The organism is Streptomyces sp. NPDC027189 (genome assembly GCF_055566975.1).
Window position 1 is genome coordinate 118,852 of the sequence record NZ_JBVHRI010000013.1, and the last position, 16,360, is coordinate 135,211.

Below are 16,360 nucleotides of genomic sequence, written 5' to 3' on the forward strand. Positions count from 1 at the left end.
TGGATCCGACTCCGGCGCGGGCAGCGGCTCCGGCTCCAGCTCCGGCTCCAGCTACGGCGCGGGCCGCTCCGGTGAGCCCGACGCGGCCGCGTCCGGCCAGGTGGCGGCGGGTCCTCCGGCGCCGCGGAGCGGCGGCGCGCCCGTGCGCGACCTGCTGCCCGCGGCCGCCCAGGGGGTGCCCGGGCACCCCGCCGGGCCCGGCAGATCCGGGCCCGGGACCGGCAACCTCCGTCGCGGGACCGCCCATCCCCGCCTCGGCCCCGGTAAGTTCCGCCGCACCCGGGCCGGTTGGACCCCTTGGCTCTACCTCGCGCCCGCCCTCCTCGTCCTCGGCGGCCTGCTCGTCTACCCCATCTACCAGCTCGGCCTGATCTCGTTCCTGCACTACACCCAGGCCCAGGTCAGCGGCGGTGAGCCGACCACCTTCGAGGGCTTCGGCAACTACACGACGCTCTTCGCCGACGACCAGTTCTGGCAGGTGCTCCTCGCGACGCTGGTGTTCGCGGCGGCCTGCGTGGTCTCCACCCTGGCCGTCGGCTGCGCGCTCGCGGTGCTCCTCACGCGCGTGCGGGCCGTACCGCGTCTCGCGCTGATGCTGGCCGCGCTCGGCGCCTGGGCCACCCCGGCCGTCACCGGCTCCACGGTCTGGCTGTTCCTCTTCGACCCCGACTTCGGCCCCGCCAACCGGGTCCTCGGGATCGGCGACCACTCATGGACGTACGGGCGTTACAGCGCCTTCGCGCTCGTGCTGCTCGAAGTGGTGTGGTGCTCCTTTCCGTTCGTGATGGTGACGGTGTACGCAGGGATCCGCGCCGTACCGGGTGAGGTGCTGGAGGCGGCGGCCCTGGACGGTGCCTCGCAGTGGCGGATCTGGCGCTCGGTGCTCGCGCCGATGCTCCGGCCGATCCTGGTGGTCGTCACCATCCAGTCGGTCATCTGGGACTTCAAGGTCTTCACACAGATCTACGTGATGACGAACGGCGGTGGCATCGCCGGGCAGAACCTCGTGCTCAACGTGTACGCGTACCAGAAGGCGTTCGCCGCCTCCCAGTACAGCCTCGGCTCGGCGATCGGCGTGGTGATGCTGGTGATTCTGCTGGCGGTCACATTGGTCTATCTGCGGCTGCTGCGCAGACAGGGGGAGGAACTGTGAGCTTCCCGACGGTGAACTTCCTACGGGGTGTCGTACGGCGTCCATGGCTGCTGGCCGCCGAGGCGTCCGCGCTGCTGATCGCGGCCGTCGTCGCCCTTCCCCTCTACTGGATGGTGCTCAGCGCCTTCAAACCGGCCGGAGAGGTCGAGTCGACCGAGCCCCGCCCCTGGACGCTTTCGCCCTCCCTGGATTCCTTCCGGCGCGTCTTCGGACAGCAGGAATTCGGCCGGTACTTCCTCAACAGCCTTGTCGTAGCGGGCTCCGTGGTCGTCGTCTCGGCGCTGATCGCGTTTCTCGCGGCGACGGCCGTGACACGATTCCGCTTCCGTTTCCGGACCACCCTGCTGATCATGTTCCTGGTCGCGCAGATGGTGCCCGTCGAGGCTCTGACGATCCCCCTCTTCTTCCTCATGCGGGACTTCGGTCAGCTGAACACGCTGGGCTCGCTGATCCTGCCGCACATCGCCTTCTCGCTGCCCTTCGCGATCTGGATGCTGCGGGGTTTCGTAAAGGCCGTGCCGGACGCGCTGGAGGAGGCCGCGTACATCGACGGGGCGAGCCGGGCGCGATTCCTCTGGCAGATTCTGTTCCCCCTGGTCTTCCCGGGCCTTGTGGCCACGAGCGTGTTTTCCTTCATCTCGGCCTGGAACGACTTCCTGTTCGCCAAGTCCTTCATCATCAGCGACACCTCGCAGTCCACCCTGCCGATGGCCCTTCTCGTCTTCTACAAGCCGGACGAGCCCGACTGGGGCGGGGTGATGGCGGCCTCCACCGTGATGACGATTCCGGTGCTGATCTTCTTCGTACTCGTACAGCGACGACTGGTCTCCGGCCTCGGCGGAGCGGTAAAGGACTAGCGGTAAAGGACTGATGGCATGACGGACATGCAGCTGATTCCGGCGCCCCGGGAGCTCAACTGGTCACCGCCCGCCCCGGGGTACGAGAGCCTGGACGCGGAGACGACGATCGAGGCGCGGCCGGGCACCGGGGGCGTGGCGCGCTGGCTGCGCTCCACGCTGGGCGCGGCCACCGGGTTTCCGCTGGCCGACGGCCAGGACACCGACAACCGCATCGTCCTCGCCATCGATCCGGAGCTCGCCCCCGAGGGCTATCGCCTCGTCGTCGACGGGTCCGCGCGTCGCATCGAGGGAGGCAGCGCCGCCGGAGTCTTCTGGGGTGCCCAGACCTTCCGGCAGCTGCTCGGCCCCGACGCGTACCGACGGGCTCCGGTGCGGCCGGGACGGGACTGGGAACTTCCGATGGTGACCATCGAGGACGCGCCCCGATTCCGCTGGCGCGGCCTGATGCTCGACGTCGCCCGTCACTTCATGCCCAAGGACGGAGTCCTCCGCCATCTCGACCTCCTGGCCGCGCACAAACTCAACGTCTTCCACTTCCACCTCACCGACGACCAGGGATGGCGTGTCCAGATCAAGCGCTACCCGAAGCTGACGGAGGTCGGATCCTGGCGGGCGCGCACGAAATTCGGCCATCGCGCCTCTCCGCTGTGGGAGGAGAAGCCGCACGGGGGCTTCTACACGCAGGACGACATCCGCGAGATCGTCGCGTACGCCGCCGAGCGGCATATCAGCGTCGTCCCCGAAATCGACATCCCGGGCCACTCGCAGGCCGCCATCGCCGCGTATCCGGAACTGGGCAACACCGACGTCATCGACACGACCTCCTTGACCGTCTGGGACAACTGGGGCGTCTCCAAAAACGTACTTGCCCCCACTGACAACACCCTGCGCTTCTACGAGGGGGTGTTCGAGGAACTCCTGGAGCTCTTCCCGGCGGACGCCGCGCCGTTCTCGGGGTTCGTCCACATCGGCGGCGACGAGTGCGCCAAGGACCAGTGGAAGCAGTCGCCGACGGCCCAGGCGCGCATCAAGGAACTCGGGCTCGCGGACGAGGACGAGTTGCAGTCCTGGTTCATCCGGCACTTCGACAACTGGCTCTCATCGCACGGGCGTCGGTTGATCGGCTGGGACGAGATCCTGGAGGGCGGGCTCGCGGACGGCGCGGCCGTGTCCTCGTGGCGCGGCTACCAGGGCGGCATCACGGCCGCCCGCGCGGGCCACGACGTCGTCATGTGCCCCGAGCAGCAGGTGTACTTGGACCATCGTCAGCACGCGGGCGAGGACGAACCGGTGCCCATCGGCTATGTCCGCACCCTGGAGGACGTCTACCGCTTCGAGCCGGTGCCGCCGCAGCTCACCGAGGCGGAGGCACGGCATGTGCTGGGTACTCAGGCCAATGTGTGGACCGAGGTGATGGAGGACCACACGCGCGTGGACTACCAGACGTACCCCCGGCTCGCCGCCTTCGCCGAGGTCGCCTGGAGCGCCCTGCCCGCCTCCGCCGAACGGGACTTCGCGGACTTCGAGCGCCGGATGACCGCCCACTACGCGCGACTTGACGCCCTGGGAGTGGCCTATCGCCCGCCCGCGGGACCGCTGCCGTGGCAGAAGCGACCCGGTGTGCTCGGACGCCCGATCGAGGGGGCGCCCCCAAACGTGTGAGGTGACTCCCAACCGGTGTGTCCCGTCGTGTTCACCCTGCCACGGTCGCCTCACAAGGCAAAAGGCACCCAAGGGTCACCGAAGAGTGGCAATTCACTCTCACCGGTGATGCCGTGCCAAAACGGACCATCTCCCTGGTGAGAGGGGCGAATGCCTCCTAGCGGACCCCCGCGTCGGCGGTCGGGGAAGATGTGCCAGAGTTGCCACGTCCGCCCTGTCAGCACGTACCGTACGGCAGCACAGGTGGGACCAGGTGGGGCAGCGGGAAGGGGCAGCCGGTTTGACCACGCACGCACCGCAGGCGGCGCAGGCCGTGACGCTGCCCGCCTCTCTGGACGAGGCAGTGGCGGCGCTGGCCGCCATGCCCGCCGCCGTCCCGGTGGCCGGCGGCACCGACCTCATGGCCGCGGTCAACTCCGGACAGCTGCGGCCCGCCGCGCTGGTCGGCCTCGGCCGGATCAGCGAGATCCGCGGCTGGCAGTACCAGGACGGCCACGCGCTGCTCGGGACGGGCCTCACCCACGCCCGTATGGGGCGCCCCGACTTCGCGGCCCTCATCCCGGCGCTGGCCGCCGCCGCGCGCGCGGCCGGACCGCCGCAGATCCGCAACGCGGGCACCCTGGGCGGCAACATCGCTTCGGCAGCCCCTACGGGGGACGCGCTGCCCGTACTGGCCGCCCTGGAGGCCACGTTGATCATCGCGGGCCCGGGCGGAGCCCGCCGCGAGATCCCTGTCTCGCACCTGCTCGCGGGCGTGGAAATGCTCCGCGGCGGCGAACTCATCGGCTACGTGCGCGTGCCGCTGCTGCACGCGCCGCAGGTCTTCCTGAAGGCGACCGGACGCACGGGGCCCGGGCGCGCGATCGCGTCCGTGGCGCTCGTCCTCGACCCCGCTCGGCGCGGAGTGCGGTGCGCCGTCGGGGCCATAGCGCCGATGCCGCTGCGGCCGCTGGACGCCGAGGCGTGGGTCGCCCAGCTCATCGACTGGGACGGGGAGCGGACGCTCGTGCCCGAGGCGCTGAACGCCTTCGGGGAGTACGTCGCCGCGGCCTGCATCCCCGACCCCGTCCCGGCCGAGGACGGCTCCGTGCAACCGCTTCCACCCGCCGTACTGCACCTGCGGCGCACCGTCGCCGCGCTGGCCCGACGAGCACTGGGGAGGGCACTGTCGTGACCGACGACCAGCACGGAGAGGGCACTCCGCAGAGCGGCGGCCGATGGGATCCGCTGCCCCAGGGCGACTACGACGACAGCGCGACCGCCTTCGTCCAGCTCCCCGAAGGCGGTATCGACGCCCTCCTCGCCGACCGGGACAGCCCGCTCGCGGCGCCCGGGCACGGTTACGTGCCCCCGCAGATCACGGTCGCGCCCACGGCGCCCGGGGCGACGGACCCGGCGGCCACCGGCACCTGGGCGGTGCCCGCCGAGGCCGTCCAGTGGCCGGATCCGAACGCCGCGCCCCAGGCGGGCGAGCCGCAGCAGGGCGCGAACGACCGGTTCTCGTACCACCCGGGAGCCACCGGGCAGTGGGACTTCGGTCAGGCGGTCGCACAAGAAGCCACCACCGATGGGCATTCCGGGCACTCGGAACCCTCCGGATATTCGGCGCACTCCGGGCATGACGTGACCGGGCAGTGGTCGATTCCGGTCGCCGGTGGTGATCTTCCGGACGAATCGGGCGAGTTCACCACATCGGCGCTCGTCGAACAGTGGGGTGGAACACCGCCCGCCACGCTCCCCGGCGGCGCGGCCGCTCCCTGGGCGACGGAGGCCATCGGACAGGCGTGGTTCGCCGAGCCGGAGAAAACGGCCGCTGAGGCTCCCGCGGAGCCTCCGGCGCAGTCGCATACGGAATCGCCCGCGCAGGCCGCCCAGCAGGCCGCCGGGCCCGTCCACGGGGCTCCCGAGCCGGTCGCCGGGCCCGGGCCCGTGGCCGGCGAGCCTGCACAGGCACCCGAACCGGACCCGGCACCCGAGGATCGCGAAGCCCCGGAGACCTCCGAGAGCGCCGTCGCCGAGGAGGCACGGGACGCGGACACCCCCGCCTCGGCCCCGCACGACGAGCACCCCCTCGCCTCGTACGTCCTGCGCGTCAACGGCGCCGACCGTCCCGTGACCGACGCCTGGATCGGCGAATCGCTGCTCTACGTGCTGCGCGAGCGGCTCGGCCTCGCGGGCGCCAAGGACGGCTGCTCGCAGGGCGAGTGCGGCGCCTGCAACGTGCAGGTCGACGGACGGCTCGTGGCGTGCTGCCTGGTGCCCGCCGTCACCGCCGCCGGCAGCGAGGTGCGCACCGTCGAGGGCCTGGCCGCCGACGGGCAGCCCTCCGACGTGCAGCGGGCGCTCGCCAAGTGCGGCGCCGTGCAGTGCGGTTTCTGCGTACCGGGCATGGCGATGACCGTGCACGACCTCCTCGAGGGCAACCCCGCGCCGACCGAGCTGGAGACCCGCCAGGCGCTCTGCGGCAACCTGTGCCGCTGCTCCGGCTACCGCGGGGTCCTGGACGCCGTGCGCGAGGTCGTCGCCGAACGCGAGGCGCACTCCGCGGCCGCCGCCGAAGCCGCGCCGGACGCGGACGAGGCACGCATCCCGCACCAGGCGGGCCCCGGCGCGGGCGGCGTCCACCCGTCGGCGTACGAGGACACCGCTCCGTACGATCCCCAAGCGCCGCATGAGCAGCCGTACGGCCAGGACGGAGGCCAGGCGTGAGCAACGAAGCCGCGACCGCGACACCGGCGGCACCCGAGACCGGCCCCGAGCCCGTGCCGCACGGGCTCGGCGTCTCGCTGCCCGCCGCCGACGCCCGCGCCAAGACCGAGGGCACCTTCCCGTACGCGGCCGACCTGTGGGCCGAGGGCCTGCTGTGGGCCGCCGTGCTCAGGTCGCCCCACCCGCACGCGCGCATCGTGTCCATCGACACCAGCCACGCGCGCGAGATGCCCGGCGTCCGGGCGGTCATCACCCACGAGGACGTGCCCGGCAGCGCGCTGCACGGCCGCGGCAGGGCGGACCGCCCGGTGTTCGCCTCCGAGGTCGTACGCCACCACGGGGAGCCCATCGCGGCCGTCGCCGCCGACCACCCGGACACCGCGCGCATGGCCGCGGCCGCCGTCATCGTCGAGTACGAAGTACTCGACGCGGTGACCGACCCGGAGCAGGCCTTCGAGGCCGAACCCCTGCACCCCGACGGCAACCTGATCCGGCACATCCCGCTGCGCCACGGCAACCCGGCCGCGGCCGGCGAGATCGTCGTCGAGGGCCAGTACCGCATCGGCCGCCAGGACCCGGCCCCCATCGGCGCCGAGGCCGGCCTCGCCGTGCCCCGTCCCGACGGTGGGGTCGAGCTCTACATCGCCTCCACCGACCCGCACACCGACCGTGACACGGCCGCCGCCTGCTACGGCCTGGAACCCGAGCGCGTGAAGGTCGTCGTCACCGGCGTCCCCGGCGCCACCGCCGACCGCGAGGACCAGGGCTTCCAGCTCCCGCTCGGCCTGCTGGCCCTGAAGACCGGCTGCCCGGTGAAGCTCACCGCTACGCGCGAGGAGTCCTTCCTGGGCCACGCCCACCGGCACCCCACTTTGCTGCGCTACCGCCACCACGCGGACGCCGATGGCAAGTTGGTGAAGATCGAGGCGCAGATCCTGCTCGACGCGGGCGCCTACGCGGACACCTCCGCCGAGTCGCTGGCCGCCGCCGTCTCCTTCGCCTGCGGCCCTTACGTCGTCCCGAACGCCTTCATCGAGGGCTGGGCCGTACGCACCAACAACCCGCCCTCCGGCCACGTACGCGGCGAGGGCGCCATGCAGGTGTGCGCCGCCTACGAGGCGCAGATGGACAAGCTGGCGAAGAAGCTCGGCATCGACCCGGCGGAACTGCGCCTGCGCAACGCGATGGCCACGGGGGATGTGCTGCCGACGGGCCAGACGGTGACGTGCCCGGCTCCGGTCGCCGAACTCCTGCAAGCCGTGCGGGACTTCCCGCTTCCCGCCCTCCCCAAGGACACGCCCGAGGACGAGTGGCTGCTGCCCGGGGGCCCCGAGGGCGCGGGCGAACCGGGTGCCGTACGCCGTGGTGTCGGCTACGGCGTCGGCATGGTCCACATGCTCGGCTCCGAGGGTGCGGACGAGGTCTCGACGGCCACGGTGAAGGTCCACGACGGCGTCGCCACGGTGCTCTGCGCGGCCGTCGAGACCGGCCAGGGCTTCACCACGCTGGCCCGGCAGATCGTCCAGGAGACGCTCGGCATCGACGAGGTGCACGTGGCGCCGGTCGACACCGACCAGCCGCCGGCGGGCGCGAGTTGCCGCGGCCGTCACACATGGGTGTCGGGCGGCGCGGTGGAGCGGGCCGCGAAAATGGTCCGCACACAACTGCTCCAGCCCTTGGCGCACAAGTTCGGCATGTCCACGGAGCTGCTGCAGATCACGGACGGCAAGATCACGTCGTACGACGGTGTGCTGTCGACGACTGTCACCGAGGCGATGGACGGCAAGGAGTTGTGGGCCACCGCGCAGTGCCGCCCGCATCCGACGGAACCCCTGGACGCCGCCGGGCAGGGCGACGCCTTCGTGGGCCTGGCTTTCTGCGCGATCCGCGCGGTGGTGGACGTCGACATCGAGCTCGGCTCGGTCCGTGTCGTGGAACTCGCCCTCGCCCAGGACGTGGGCCGGATCCTCAACCCGGCGCAGCTCACCGCCCGGATCGAGGCAGGCGTCACCCAGGGCGTCGGCGCCGCGCTGACGGAGAACCTGCGCACGGCCCGCGGCCTGGTCCGCCACCCCGACCTCACCGGGTACGCCCTCCCCACCGCGCTGGACGCCCCCGACATCCGCATCGTCAAACTGGTCGAGGAACGTGACGTGGTCGCTCCCTTCGGCGCGAAGGCGGTCAGCGCGGTGCCGGTCGTGACGTGCCCGGCGGCGGTCGCGTCCGCCGTCCGCGCGGCGACGGGTCGCCCGGTCAACCGGCTCCCCATCCGCCCCCAGGCCGCGGTGGTGACGCCGTCATGAGCGTTCCCGAGCCCGAGCCGCCGCGCTATGAACCTCCGCCCAGCGTCGGGAAGCTGATGCTCTGGGTGCTGCTGTTCGTGTTGGCGGCCGTGGTGGTCGTCGTGGGTGGCGTGTACCTCAGCTGAGGGCTCGGTCGAGGGCTCGGTGGGGTGGGCGATTTTTTCGCCCCCTCCGCCCCTACCCGTCCCGTACCTGGGGGCTGCGCCCCCAGACCCCCGCTCAAAAGATCGCGCAGTTCCCCGCGCCCCGTTCAGGGGCGCGGGGAACTGCGCGACCAGCCACCACGGGTAGGGGCGGAGGGGGCGAAGAACAGGGCCCGGGCGCGGGTGGTCCGGGCCGGGGCCGGGGGTTCTGGGGCGTATGTTTCCCCGGTGTGGGCGGCCCGTTCCTGCGTGTTTCTGGCGTTGTCAGTGGTGCGGCGTATGGTTCTCGGTCAGTGGGGAACTGCCGCTGGGCGGCGGGGTGTTCCCACCCGGGGGAAGCACGATGCGTTCACATGCGCGGGGGAGCCATGAGTACGACTGACACCGATGTCGGCGGCGTGATCACACTGACCGACGACGAGCTGGAATCGTTTGTCACGCACGCGGCGACGCGGCGTTGGCTGACGGGCCCAGGACTGCCGTCCGACGGCGCGCTGCTGGGGTTCGGCACGCTGCGGGAGCACGGGCTGCGAAGGCTCGCGGACCTGGCCGGCGACGCGGAGAAGCTCGCCGAGGAGCTGAGGGACCAGCTCGTCATAGGGGCGCTGCGGAACCTCGACAGGGACCTGGAGTCGATCGTGCTGGACGGGACGACGGGGGAGGTCTCCACGACGTACGTGTACCGGAACCCGGCCCTGATGGACCTGTCTCCCCTCGCCCCCTCCCTGGAGGCGCTGCTGCGCTTCGCCGCCGCGACGGAGGAACTGACGGCGTCCCGAGGCCAGTTCGGCCCGAAGGCGGTCACGGAGGCGTCGGACCGTCTGACCGCGGTCTTCGAGTCGGGCGCGGGCAGCGAGGTGCCGGCGTACTGGCGGATGGCCGCCCTGATCCGCCCGCTGGCCCGGATCGCGGGCCCGGGTGACGGACTCGTCCTGGACCTGCCGAAGCGGCTGCTGGACGAGGAGTTCGGCGCGGGCGAGATCATGCGCTTCGAGGACGTCGACTTCCCGTCCGCGCTCGCGCACGAACCGACACGCCGGTTCCTGCGGGAGACGGGCCTGCCCGAGGACGGGCTCCTCTTCCAGCTGGACACGGAGGTGCCGCTGCCGGCTCTCAGTGAGTACTACGCGGACGAGCGCCCCGGCGACTTCACCGCCGACGAACTCCCCGCCGCCGCGGACCGTCTGATACGCCTCGGCCATCTGCTGGAGGACACGAGCCTCGTCGTGGACGGCACCACGGGCGCGGTTCTCGCCTGGAGCGAGCCGGACCTCACCCTCCGCCCCCTCAACTCCGACATCTCCACCCTCGCCTTCACCCTCTGGCTGCTCCACCGCGAGAAGACGATCGACGCGGCCCACGACCTGACCGACTCCTACGAACAACTCGCCGCCACGATGGCCCAGACCCTCGCCACGGTCGACCCCGTCGCCTGCGACCCGACCCCGTCCCTCCCCGGCGACGACGGCCGGCGCTACTGGCCCGAGATATTCGAGGACCAGGCGGGCGGAACGATGTACGCGTAGCCGGACGCCGACCGCACGCCCCGCACACGCGGATCGGCCGCCCCCTGGACGGGGACGGCCGACACCATCGGGAGGCCGTGGCGGGGATCGAACCCGCGTAACTCGCTTTGCAGGCGAGTCCCTGAACCACTCGGGCACACGGCCGTATGCATCGGCCGTGGCGGGAATCGCACCCGCGTCACTTCCCGCGGGCGGAGCCCGCTGATGGATGCGGCGCAGGCGAGTCCCTGAACCCTCGGGCGCACGGCCGAACACATTGGCCGCCGCTCACGCGGACGGCCAATGTCAGGTGCGGCACGGCTCACTCGTTCCGAACCTGATGAGAAGACCGTAGGCGGGGGCACGGGCGGGGCTCAAGGGATGGGCGGGCGCTGCAATGGGACTGCCATACGCCGTTCATGAACCGCCCGGTGGCCCGGGTCCGTGGCTGGTCGTACGACCAAAGGCCCAGTCGATCACCGTCTCCGGACAGGGGTCAATGTCAGTTGCGCCCCTTACGCTGACAGTCATGGCAGCCCTGGAAACGAGTGATGTCGCGACGGCACCGTCGGAGGTGGAAGGCGGTGTGCTGAGCCGCCCGTACCGGGCGCTCAGTGTCGGGATCGTCTCCGTCGTGCTGGTGATCGCCTTCGAGGCGACTGCCGTGGGGACGGCGATGCCCGTGGCGGCGCGGGAGCTCGACGGGGTGTCGTTGTACGCGTTCGCGTTCTCGGGGTACTTCACGACGAGCCTGTTCGGGATGGTCCTCGCGGGGCAGTGGTCGGACCGGGACGGGCCGCTGGCGTCGCTGACCGCGGGGATCGGGGCGTTCGCGGCGGGGTTGTTGCTGTCCGGGACGGCGGCGTCCATGTGGGTGTTCATCCTCGGGCGGGCCGTGCAGGGGCTCGGCGGCGGGCTGGTGATCGTCGCCTTGTACGTGGTGGTCGGGCGGGCCTATCCGGAGCGGTTGCGGCCGTCGATCATGGCGGCGTTCGCGGCGGGGTGGGTGGTTCCGTCCGTGGTCGGCCCGCTCGCGGCGGGCGCGGTGACCGAACACCTGGGCTGGCGCTGGGTGTTCGTCGGGATTCCCGTCCTGGTCGTCTTTCCGCTGGCGCTCGCGCTGCCCCAGATACGGCGGCGTACGTCGGCAGGGGCGGGGGAGGCCGTCCCCGCGCCCCTCGACCGGCGGCGTATCCGGCTGGCGCTCGGGATTTCGCTGGGCGCCGGGCTCCTCCAGTACGCCGCCCAGGACCTGGCATGGCTGTCGCTCGTCCCGGCCGCCGCCGGTGCCGCGCTGCTCGTCCCGGCCGTCCTCGGGTTGCTGCCGCGCGGTACGTACCGGGCGGCGCGCGGGCTGCCGTCCGTGGTGCTGTTGCGCGGGGTCGCGGCCGGGTCGTTCATCGCAGCCGAGTCCTTCGTGCCGCTCATGCTGGTCACCCAGCGGGGGCTCTCGCCGACACTCGCCGGGTTCTCGCTCGCGGCGGGCGGCGGGACCTGGGCGCTGGGTTCGTATGTGCAGGCGCGGCCGCGCGTGGAGCCCTACCGGGACCGGCTGATGTTCCTCGGCATGGTGCTGGTGGCGGCCGCCATCGCCGCCGCGCCCAGCGTGCTGATCCACGCCGTGCCCGTGTGGATCGTCGCCGTCGCCTGGGGGTTCGGCTGCTTCGGCATGGGTCTGGTGATCGCCTCGACCAGTGTGCTGCTGCTCCACCTCTCGGCGCCCGAGGAGGCCGGCGCCAACTCCGCCGCCCTGCAGATCTCCGACGGGCTGTCCAATGTGCTGCTGCTCGCCGTGGGCGGCGCGGCCTTCGCGGCGCTGGGCGGTGGCACGGTCACGGACGCGGCCACGTCCGCCTCCGGTTCGCATCCCGCCGCCTTCGCCGCCGTGTTCCTGCCCATGGCCGCGGTGGCGCTGGTGGGCGCCTGGGTGACGACGCGGCTGCGGGAGCGGTGATCGTAAAACCCGTCGGAACGGGCCGGTGCCGTGCTTTAGCTTCTTCGCATGGAACTTCGCCTCGACCCCGCCCTGGCGCAGGCGCTCGACGACCTCGCCGACGCGCAGGACCGCCTGCCGGAGGAGATCGCCCAAGCGGCCGTACGCGGGTATCTGCGGGAGGAGGGCGCGCACGTCCGCGCCCTCGCCACCCGGCTCGCGAAGGAGCACGCCGAGCTGTTGAGGAGGCTGGGCGAATGACCGGCACCCACACCCGTCACCTGACCGTCGCCGAGGTGACGGACCTCGCGGAGGTCGCCTTCGGCGGCCGCGCGCCCGAGGCCCGGGAGCCGGGGCTGCTGGCCTCGGCGGTCCACCGCCCCCGCGCCCGGATGCTCGGCGTCGCCGCGTACCAGGACTTGCACGAGCAGGCCGCCGCGCTGTTGCACGCCATCGCCGCCAACCACCCCCTCGTGGACGGCAACAAGCGGACCGCCTGGCTCGCCGCCGCGACCTTCCTCGCCGTCAACGGCGTCGACCTCGTGTCCTGCGACCAGAACGCGGCGTACGACCTGGTCATCGATGTGGCCTCCGGTGAGGAGAGCGACATCGGGGTGATCGCGGACCGGCTGCGCGGTCTGTGAGGTGGATCCCATCCACGGGTGACCCGGCGTCGTCCGCGCGTTGACACATCCGGGCCGCCGGTAGGGTGGCCCGGTTGTCATACGTAGCCGAGCTGCCCGCCCGTCGCCCGCCACCGCCCTACCTGACGCGCTGTGCGCGGCCCCTTCCATTCGACACCCCACGGAGACCGTGACTACCACCGCCGCCAGTGCCTCCTCCTCGCATCACCTCTCACCCGCCTTCCCCGGCCGCGCCCCCTGGGGCACCGCCAACAAGCTGCGCGCCTGGCAGCAGGGGGCGATGGAGAAGTACATCCAGGAGCAGCCGCGCGACTTCCTCGCCGTCGCCACGCCCGGCGCCGGTAAGACGACGTTCGCGCTGACGCTCGCGTCCTGGCTGTTGCACCACCATGTCGTGCAGCAGGTGACCGTGGTCGCGCCGACCGAGCATCTGAAGAAGCAGTGGGCGGAGGCGGCCGCGCGGATAGGGATCAAGCTGGATCCCGAGTACAGCGCGGGTCCGCTCAGCAAGGAGTACCAGGGCGTCGCCGTGACGTACGCCGGTGTGGGCGTGCGGCCCATGCTGCATCGGAATCGGGTGGAGCAGCGCAAGACGCTCGTCATCCTCGACGAGATCCACCACGCCGGTGACTCCAAGTCCTGGGGCGAGGCCTGCCTCGAGGCCTTCGAGCCCGCCACCCGCCGGCTCGCGCTCACCGGTACGCCCTTCCGGTCCGACACCAACCCCATCCCCTTCGTGACGTACGAGGAGGGGAACGACGGGATTCGGCGGTCCGCCGCCGATTACACGTACGGATACGGGTCCGCCCTCGGCGACGGCGTCGTGCGGCCCGTCATCTTCCTCTCCTACAGCGGCAATATGCGGTGGCGTACGAAGGCGGGGGACGAGATCGCGGCGCGGCTCGGCGAGCCGATGACCAAGGACGCCATCAGCCAGGCCTGGCGTACCGCCCTCGATCCGCGCGGCGAGTGGATGCCGAGTGTGCTGCGCGCCGCCGACCAGCGGCTGACCGAGGTGCGCAAGGGCATTCCGGACGCCGGTGCCCTCGTCATCGCCTCCGACCAGGACTCGGCGCGCGCGTACGCCAAGCTCATCCGCGAGATCACTGGCACGAAGGCGACCCTCGTCCTCTCCGACGACACGGGTGCCTCGAACCGTATCGACGAGTTCAGCCACAACGGCGACCGGTGGATGGTCGCGGTGCGGATGGTGTCCGAGGGCGTCGACGTGCCCCGGCTGGCGGTGGGGGTCTACGCGACCACCATCTCCACCCCCCTCTTCTTCGCCCAGGCCGTCGGTCGTTTCGTACGGTCCCGGCGGCGCGGTGAGACCGCCTCCGTCTTCCTCCCGACCGTCCCCGACCTCCTCGGCTTCGCCAACGAGATGGAGGTCGAGCGCGACCACGTCCTCGACAAGCCCAAGAAGGAGGGCGAGGAGGACCCGTACGCCGAATCCGAGAAGGAGATGGAGGAGGCGAACCGGGAGCAGGACGAGGACACCGGGGAGCAGGAGCAGTTCTCCTTCGAGGCGCTGGAATCGGAAGCGGTCTTCGACCGGGTCCTCTACGACGGCGCCGAGTTCGGGATGCAGGCCCACCCGGGCAGTGAAGAGGAGCAGGACTATCTCGGGATTCCGGGACTCCTCGAACCCGACCAGGTTCAGCTGCTGCTGCAGAAGCGGCAGGCCCGGCAGATCGCGCACAGCCGCAAGAAGCCGGACGAGGAGGCCGATCTCCTCGAACTCCCGGCCGAGCGGCGGCCCGTGGTCTCCCACAAGGAGATGCTGGAGCTCCGCAAGCAGCTCAACACCATGGTCGGCGCGTACGTCCACCAGAGCGGCAAACCGCACGGCGTCATCCACACCGAGCTGCGGCGCGTGTGCGGGGGGCCGCCGAGCGCGGAGGCGACGGCGGGGCAGCTGCGGCAGCGGATCGCCAAGGTGCAGGAGTGGGCCACCCGGATGCGGTGACGCCGGGCGCTGTGCCTGAGCGCGTGGGTGGCTTCGGGGCGCGGAGCGTGTGACCTTCCCGCGTTCGGTGCGGGTGCGGGCGTCGCGTACGGGCGGGTGTTCCCGCCATACAGGCGTCCTGCCACAGAGGCGTTCCGCCTACAGGCGTCCTGCCACAGAGGCGTTCCGCCTACAGGCGTCCTGCCGCAGAGGCGTCCCGCCTACAGGCGTTCCGTCATACAGGCGTGTGTTCCCTCCGTCATACAGGCGTGTGTCCCCTCCGACGGGCGCGTGTTGTGCCGTGTGCGCTGTGTGCAAGGGTGGTGCACGCCCAGTGGTGGGGTGCCGTGCGTAACGGGGCAAAGAGAAAGAGTCCGTACCAGCCAACGCCCGGATTCTGGACGGAGACTTCCGCTGAGCGGACCGGCTCGCTACTGTCCCGCTACGCACACGCCCCGTGGCAGCGCCGCCGCGGAGCGCAGCCGTGAAGCGACTCGCGCCCGGGAAGAACTCGGGTCGTCAGCCGACCGGCGGCCTCTGAAGCGCGTCGCCGACGGGACTCGGTGTCGCAACCGCCGCGAGGGGGCCGTCGACCTCACCACTAAGGAGTGGGCGTCGTGACCGCGGAGACCTCTCAGACGCTCGACCGGGGACTGCGCGTCCTCAAGCTGCTCGCTGACACGGATCACGGGCTGACCGTAACCGAGCTCTCGAGCAAGCTGGGTGTCAACCGGACTGTTGTGTACCGGTTGCTCGCCACGTTGGAGCAGCACGCGCTGGTACGCCGTGATCTGGGTGGCCGGGCCCGGGTCGGGCTCGGGGTGCTGCGGCTGGGCCGCCAGGTGCATCCGTTGGTACGGGAGGCCGCGCTGCCCGCGTTGCGGTCGCTGGCCGAGGACATTGGGGCCACCGCTCATCTCACGCTGGTCGACGGGACCGAGGCGCTGGCCGTCGCGGTCGTGGAGCCGACGTGGACGGATTACCACGTTGCGTATCGCGCCGGGTTCCGGCATCCGCTGGACCGGGGGGCTGCGGGGCGGGCGATTCTTGCGGCTCGGCAGGCGCCGGTGGGGGAGCCGGGGTACACGCTTACGCATGGGGAGTTGGAGGCGGGGGCCAGTGGGGCTGCGGCGCCGCTGATCGGGGTGACGGGTGTTGAGGGCAGCGTCGGCGTCGTGATGCTCGCCGACTCTGTGCCCGAGCGGGTCGGGCCTCGCGTTGTGGACGCGGCCCGGGAGGTTGCGGACGCCCTGCGCTGACGCCGATCCAGCCTTGCGCTGACGCCGGTTCACTGGGTGCCCGGCGTCGGGGCTGGGCTCGGGGCAGGTCGCGCAGCCCGGCCGTTGCGGGGTGCCGCTTTCTTTGGGATGGGCGTCGCCCCTGGCGGCACGCATGCCCACAGCTACGTGGGCTTTGGCCGACCCGACAAAGCCACCCCCGTAACTCTGGCCGATACGCCCACCGTCCATCTGGCTCTCCTCCGCATCATCAGGGCACTGA

The 16,360-nt window shown here is 71.6% G+C and carries 13 protein-coding genes and 1 tRNA gene; 13 read left to right on the top strand and 1 reads right to left on the bottom strand.

Translation table 11 applies throughout. From position 1 onward, the window contains the following. Nucleotides 1–175 precede the first annotated feature (175 nt). The 8 genes from ACZ4RZ_RS28430 to ACZ4RZ_RS28465 all read left to right on the top strand — a co-directional run bounded on the left by ACZ4RZ_RS28430 (nucleotide 176) and on the right by ACZ4RZ_RS28465 (nucleotide 10,356). Nucleotides 176–1,153 carry a carbohydrate ABC transporter permease gene (locus ACZ4RZ_RS28430; protein WP_467748976.1) on the top strand — a complete coding sequence of 326 codons (978 nt, stop codon included), beginning with the start codon at nucleotides 176–178 and terminating at the stop codon, nucleotides 1,151–1,153. 11 nt (nucleotides 1,154–1,164) lie between these two features. Then, on the top strand, nucleotides 1,165–2,010 hold the full coding sequence (locus ACZ4RZ_RS28435) for a carbohydrate ABC transporter permease (protein WP_467748977.1): 846 nt from the start codon (nucleotides 1,165–1,167) through the stop codon (nucleotides 2,008–2,010). Between the two features lie 18 nt (nucleotides 2,011–2,028). Then, nucleotides 2,029–3,675: a beta-N-acetylhexosaminidase gene (locus ACZ4RZ_RS28440; protein ID WP_467748779.1), complete on the top strand. Its 1,647-nt coding sequence runs from the start codon at nucleotides 2,029–2,031 to the stop codon at nucleotides 3,673–3,675. Between the two features lie 280 nt (nucleotides 3,676–3,955). Further along, nucleotides 3,956–4,849 (top strand): FAD binding domain-containing protein, encoded by an 894-nt coding sequence (locus ACZ4RZ_RS28445; RefSeq protein ID WP_467748781.1) that lies wholly within the window; start codon nucleotides 3,956–3,958, stop codon nucleotides 4,847–4,849. Next, nucleotides 4,846–6,384, top strand: coding sequence for a (2Fe-2S)-binding protein (locus ACZ4RZ_RS28450; RefSeq protein ID WP_467748782.1), 1,539 nt, complete (start codon nucleotides 4,846–4,848; stop codon nucleotides 6,382–6,384). The genes ACZ4RZ_RS28445 and ACZ4RZ_RS28450 overlap by 4 nt, the downstream gene beginning before the upstream one ends. After that, a complete protein-coding gene (locus ACZ4RZ_RS28455) occupies nucleotides 6,381–8,687 on the top strand; it encodes a xanthine dehydrogenase family protein molybdopterin-binding subunit (RefSeq protein ID WP_467748784.1) in 2,307 nt (768 codons plus the stop codon). Before ACZ4RZ_RS28450 ends, ACZ4RZ_RS28455 begins: the two co-directional genes overlap by 4 nt. Next, on the top strand, nucleotides 8,684–8,812 hold the full coding sequence (locus ACZ4RZ_RS28460; protein ID WP_399080656.1) for a hypothetical protein: 129 nt from the start codon (nucleotides 8,684–8,686) through the stop codon (nucleotides 8,810–8,812). The genes ACZ4RZ_RS28455 and ACZ4RZ_RS28460 overlap by 4 nt, the downstream gene beginning before the upstream one ends. Before the next feature lie 386 nt (nucleotides 8,813–9,198). Further along, on the top strand, nucleotides 9,199–10,356 hold the full coding sequence (locus ACZ4RZ_RS28465; RefSeq protein WP_467748786.1) for an SUKH-4 family immunity protein: 1,158 nt from the start codon (nucleotides 9,199–9,201) through the stop codon (nucleotides 10,354–10,356). Between the two features lie 72 nt (nucleotides 10,357–10,428). Here the strand turns inward: ACZ4RZ_RS28465 and ACZ4RZ_RS28470 are convergent. Further along, nucleotides 10,429–10,500, bottom strand: a tRNA-Cys gene (locus tag ACZ4RZ_RS28470). Nucleotides 10,501–10,864: 364 nt separating this feature from the next. On the opposite strand from ACZ4RZ_RS28470, the gene ACZ4RZ_RS28475 reads away from it, so the two are divergent. From ACZ4RZ_RS28475 to ACZ4RZ_RS28495, 5 genes are all read left to right on the top strand, one after another. After that, entirely contained in the window at nucleotides 10,865–12,289 is a 1,425-nt protein-coding gene (locus ACZ4RZ_RS28475; RefSeq protein ID WP_467748787.1) for an MFS transporter, read from the top strand. Nucleotides 12,290–12,337: 48 nt separating this feature from the next. Continuing rightward, on the top strand, nucleotides 12,338–12,529 hold the full coding sequence (locus ACZ4RZ_RS28480) for a hypothetical protein (protein WP_467748789.1): 192 nt from the start codon (nucleotides 12,338–12,340) through the stop codon (nucleotides 12,527–12,529). Continuing rightward, a complete protein-coding gene (locus tag ACZ4RZ_RS28485; RefSeq protein ID WP_467748791.1) occupies nucleotides 12,526–12,912 on the top strand; it encodes a type II toxin-antitoxin system death-on-curing family toxin in 387 nt (128 codons plus the stop codon). Before ACZ4RZ_RS28480 ends, ACZ4RZ_RS28485 begins: the two co-directional genes overlap by 4 nt. Before the next feature lie 169 nt (nucleotides 12,913–13,081). Beyond that, complete coding sequence (locus ACZ4RZ_RS28490; protein WP_467748792.1) at nucleotides 13,082–14,881, top strand: DEAD/DEAH box helicase; 1,800 nt, start codon at nucleotides 13,082–13,084, stop codon at nucleotides 14,879–14,881. A gap of 596 nt (nucleotides 14,882–15,477) precedes the next feature. Then, on the top strand, nucleotides 15,478–16,119 hold the full coding sequence (locus ACZ4RZ_RS28495) for an IclR family transcriptional regulator (RefSeq protein ID WP_467748793.1): 642 nt from the start codon (nucleotides 15,478–15,480) through the stop codon (nucleotides 16,117–16,119). The last annotated feature ends 241 nt before the right edge of the window (nucleotides 16,120–16,360 follow it).

Coding starts and splice junctions, on each gene's coding strand:
- ACZ4RZ_RS28480 (WP_467748789.1), top strand. CDS start 12,338: ATGGAACTTCGCCTCGACCCCGCCCTGGCGCAGGCGCTCGACGACCTC.
- ACZ4RZ_RS28460 (WP_399080656.1), top strand. CDS start 8,684: ATGAGCGTTCCCGAGCCCGAGCCGCCGCGCTATGAACCTCCGCCCAGC.
- ACZ4RZ_RS28475 (WP_467748787.1), top strand. CDS start 10,865: ATGGCAGCCCTGGAAACGAGTGATGTCGCGACGGCACCGTCGGAGGTG.
- ACZ4RZ_RS28485 (WP_467748791.1), top strand. CDS start 12,526: ATGACCGGCACCCACACCCGTCACCTGACCGTCGCCGAGGTGACGGAC.
- ACZ4RZ_RS28465 (WP_467748786.1), top strand. CDS start 9,199: ATGAGTACGACTGACACCGATGTCGGCGGCGTGATCACACTGACCGAC.
- ACZ4RZ_RS28440 (WP_467748779.1), top strand. CDS start 2,029: ATGACGGACATGCAGCTGATTCCGGCGCCCCGGGAGCTCAACTGGTCA.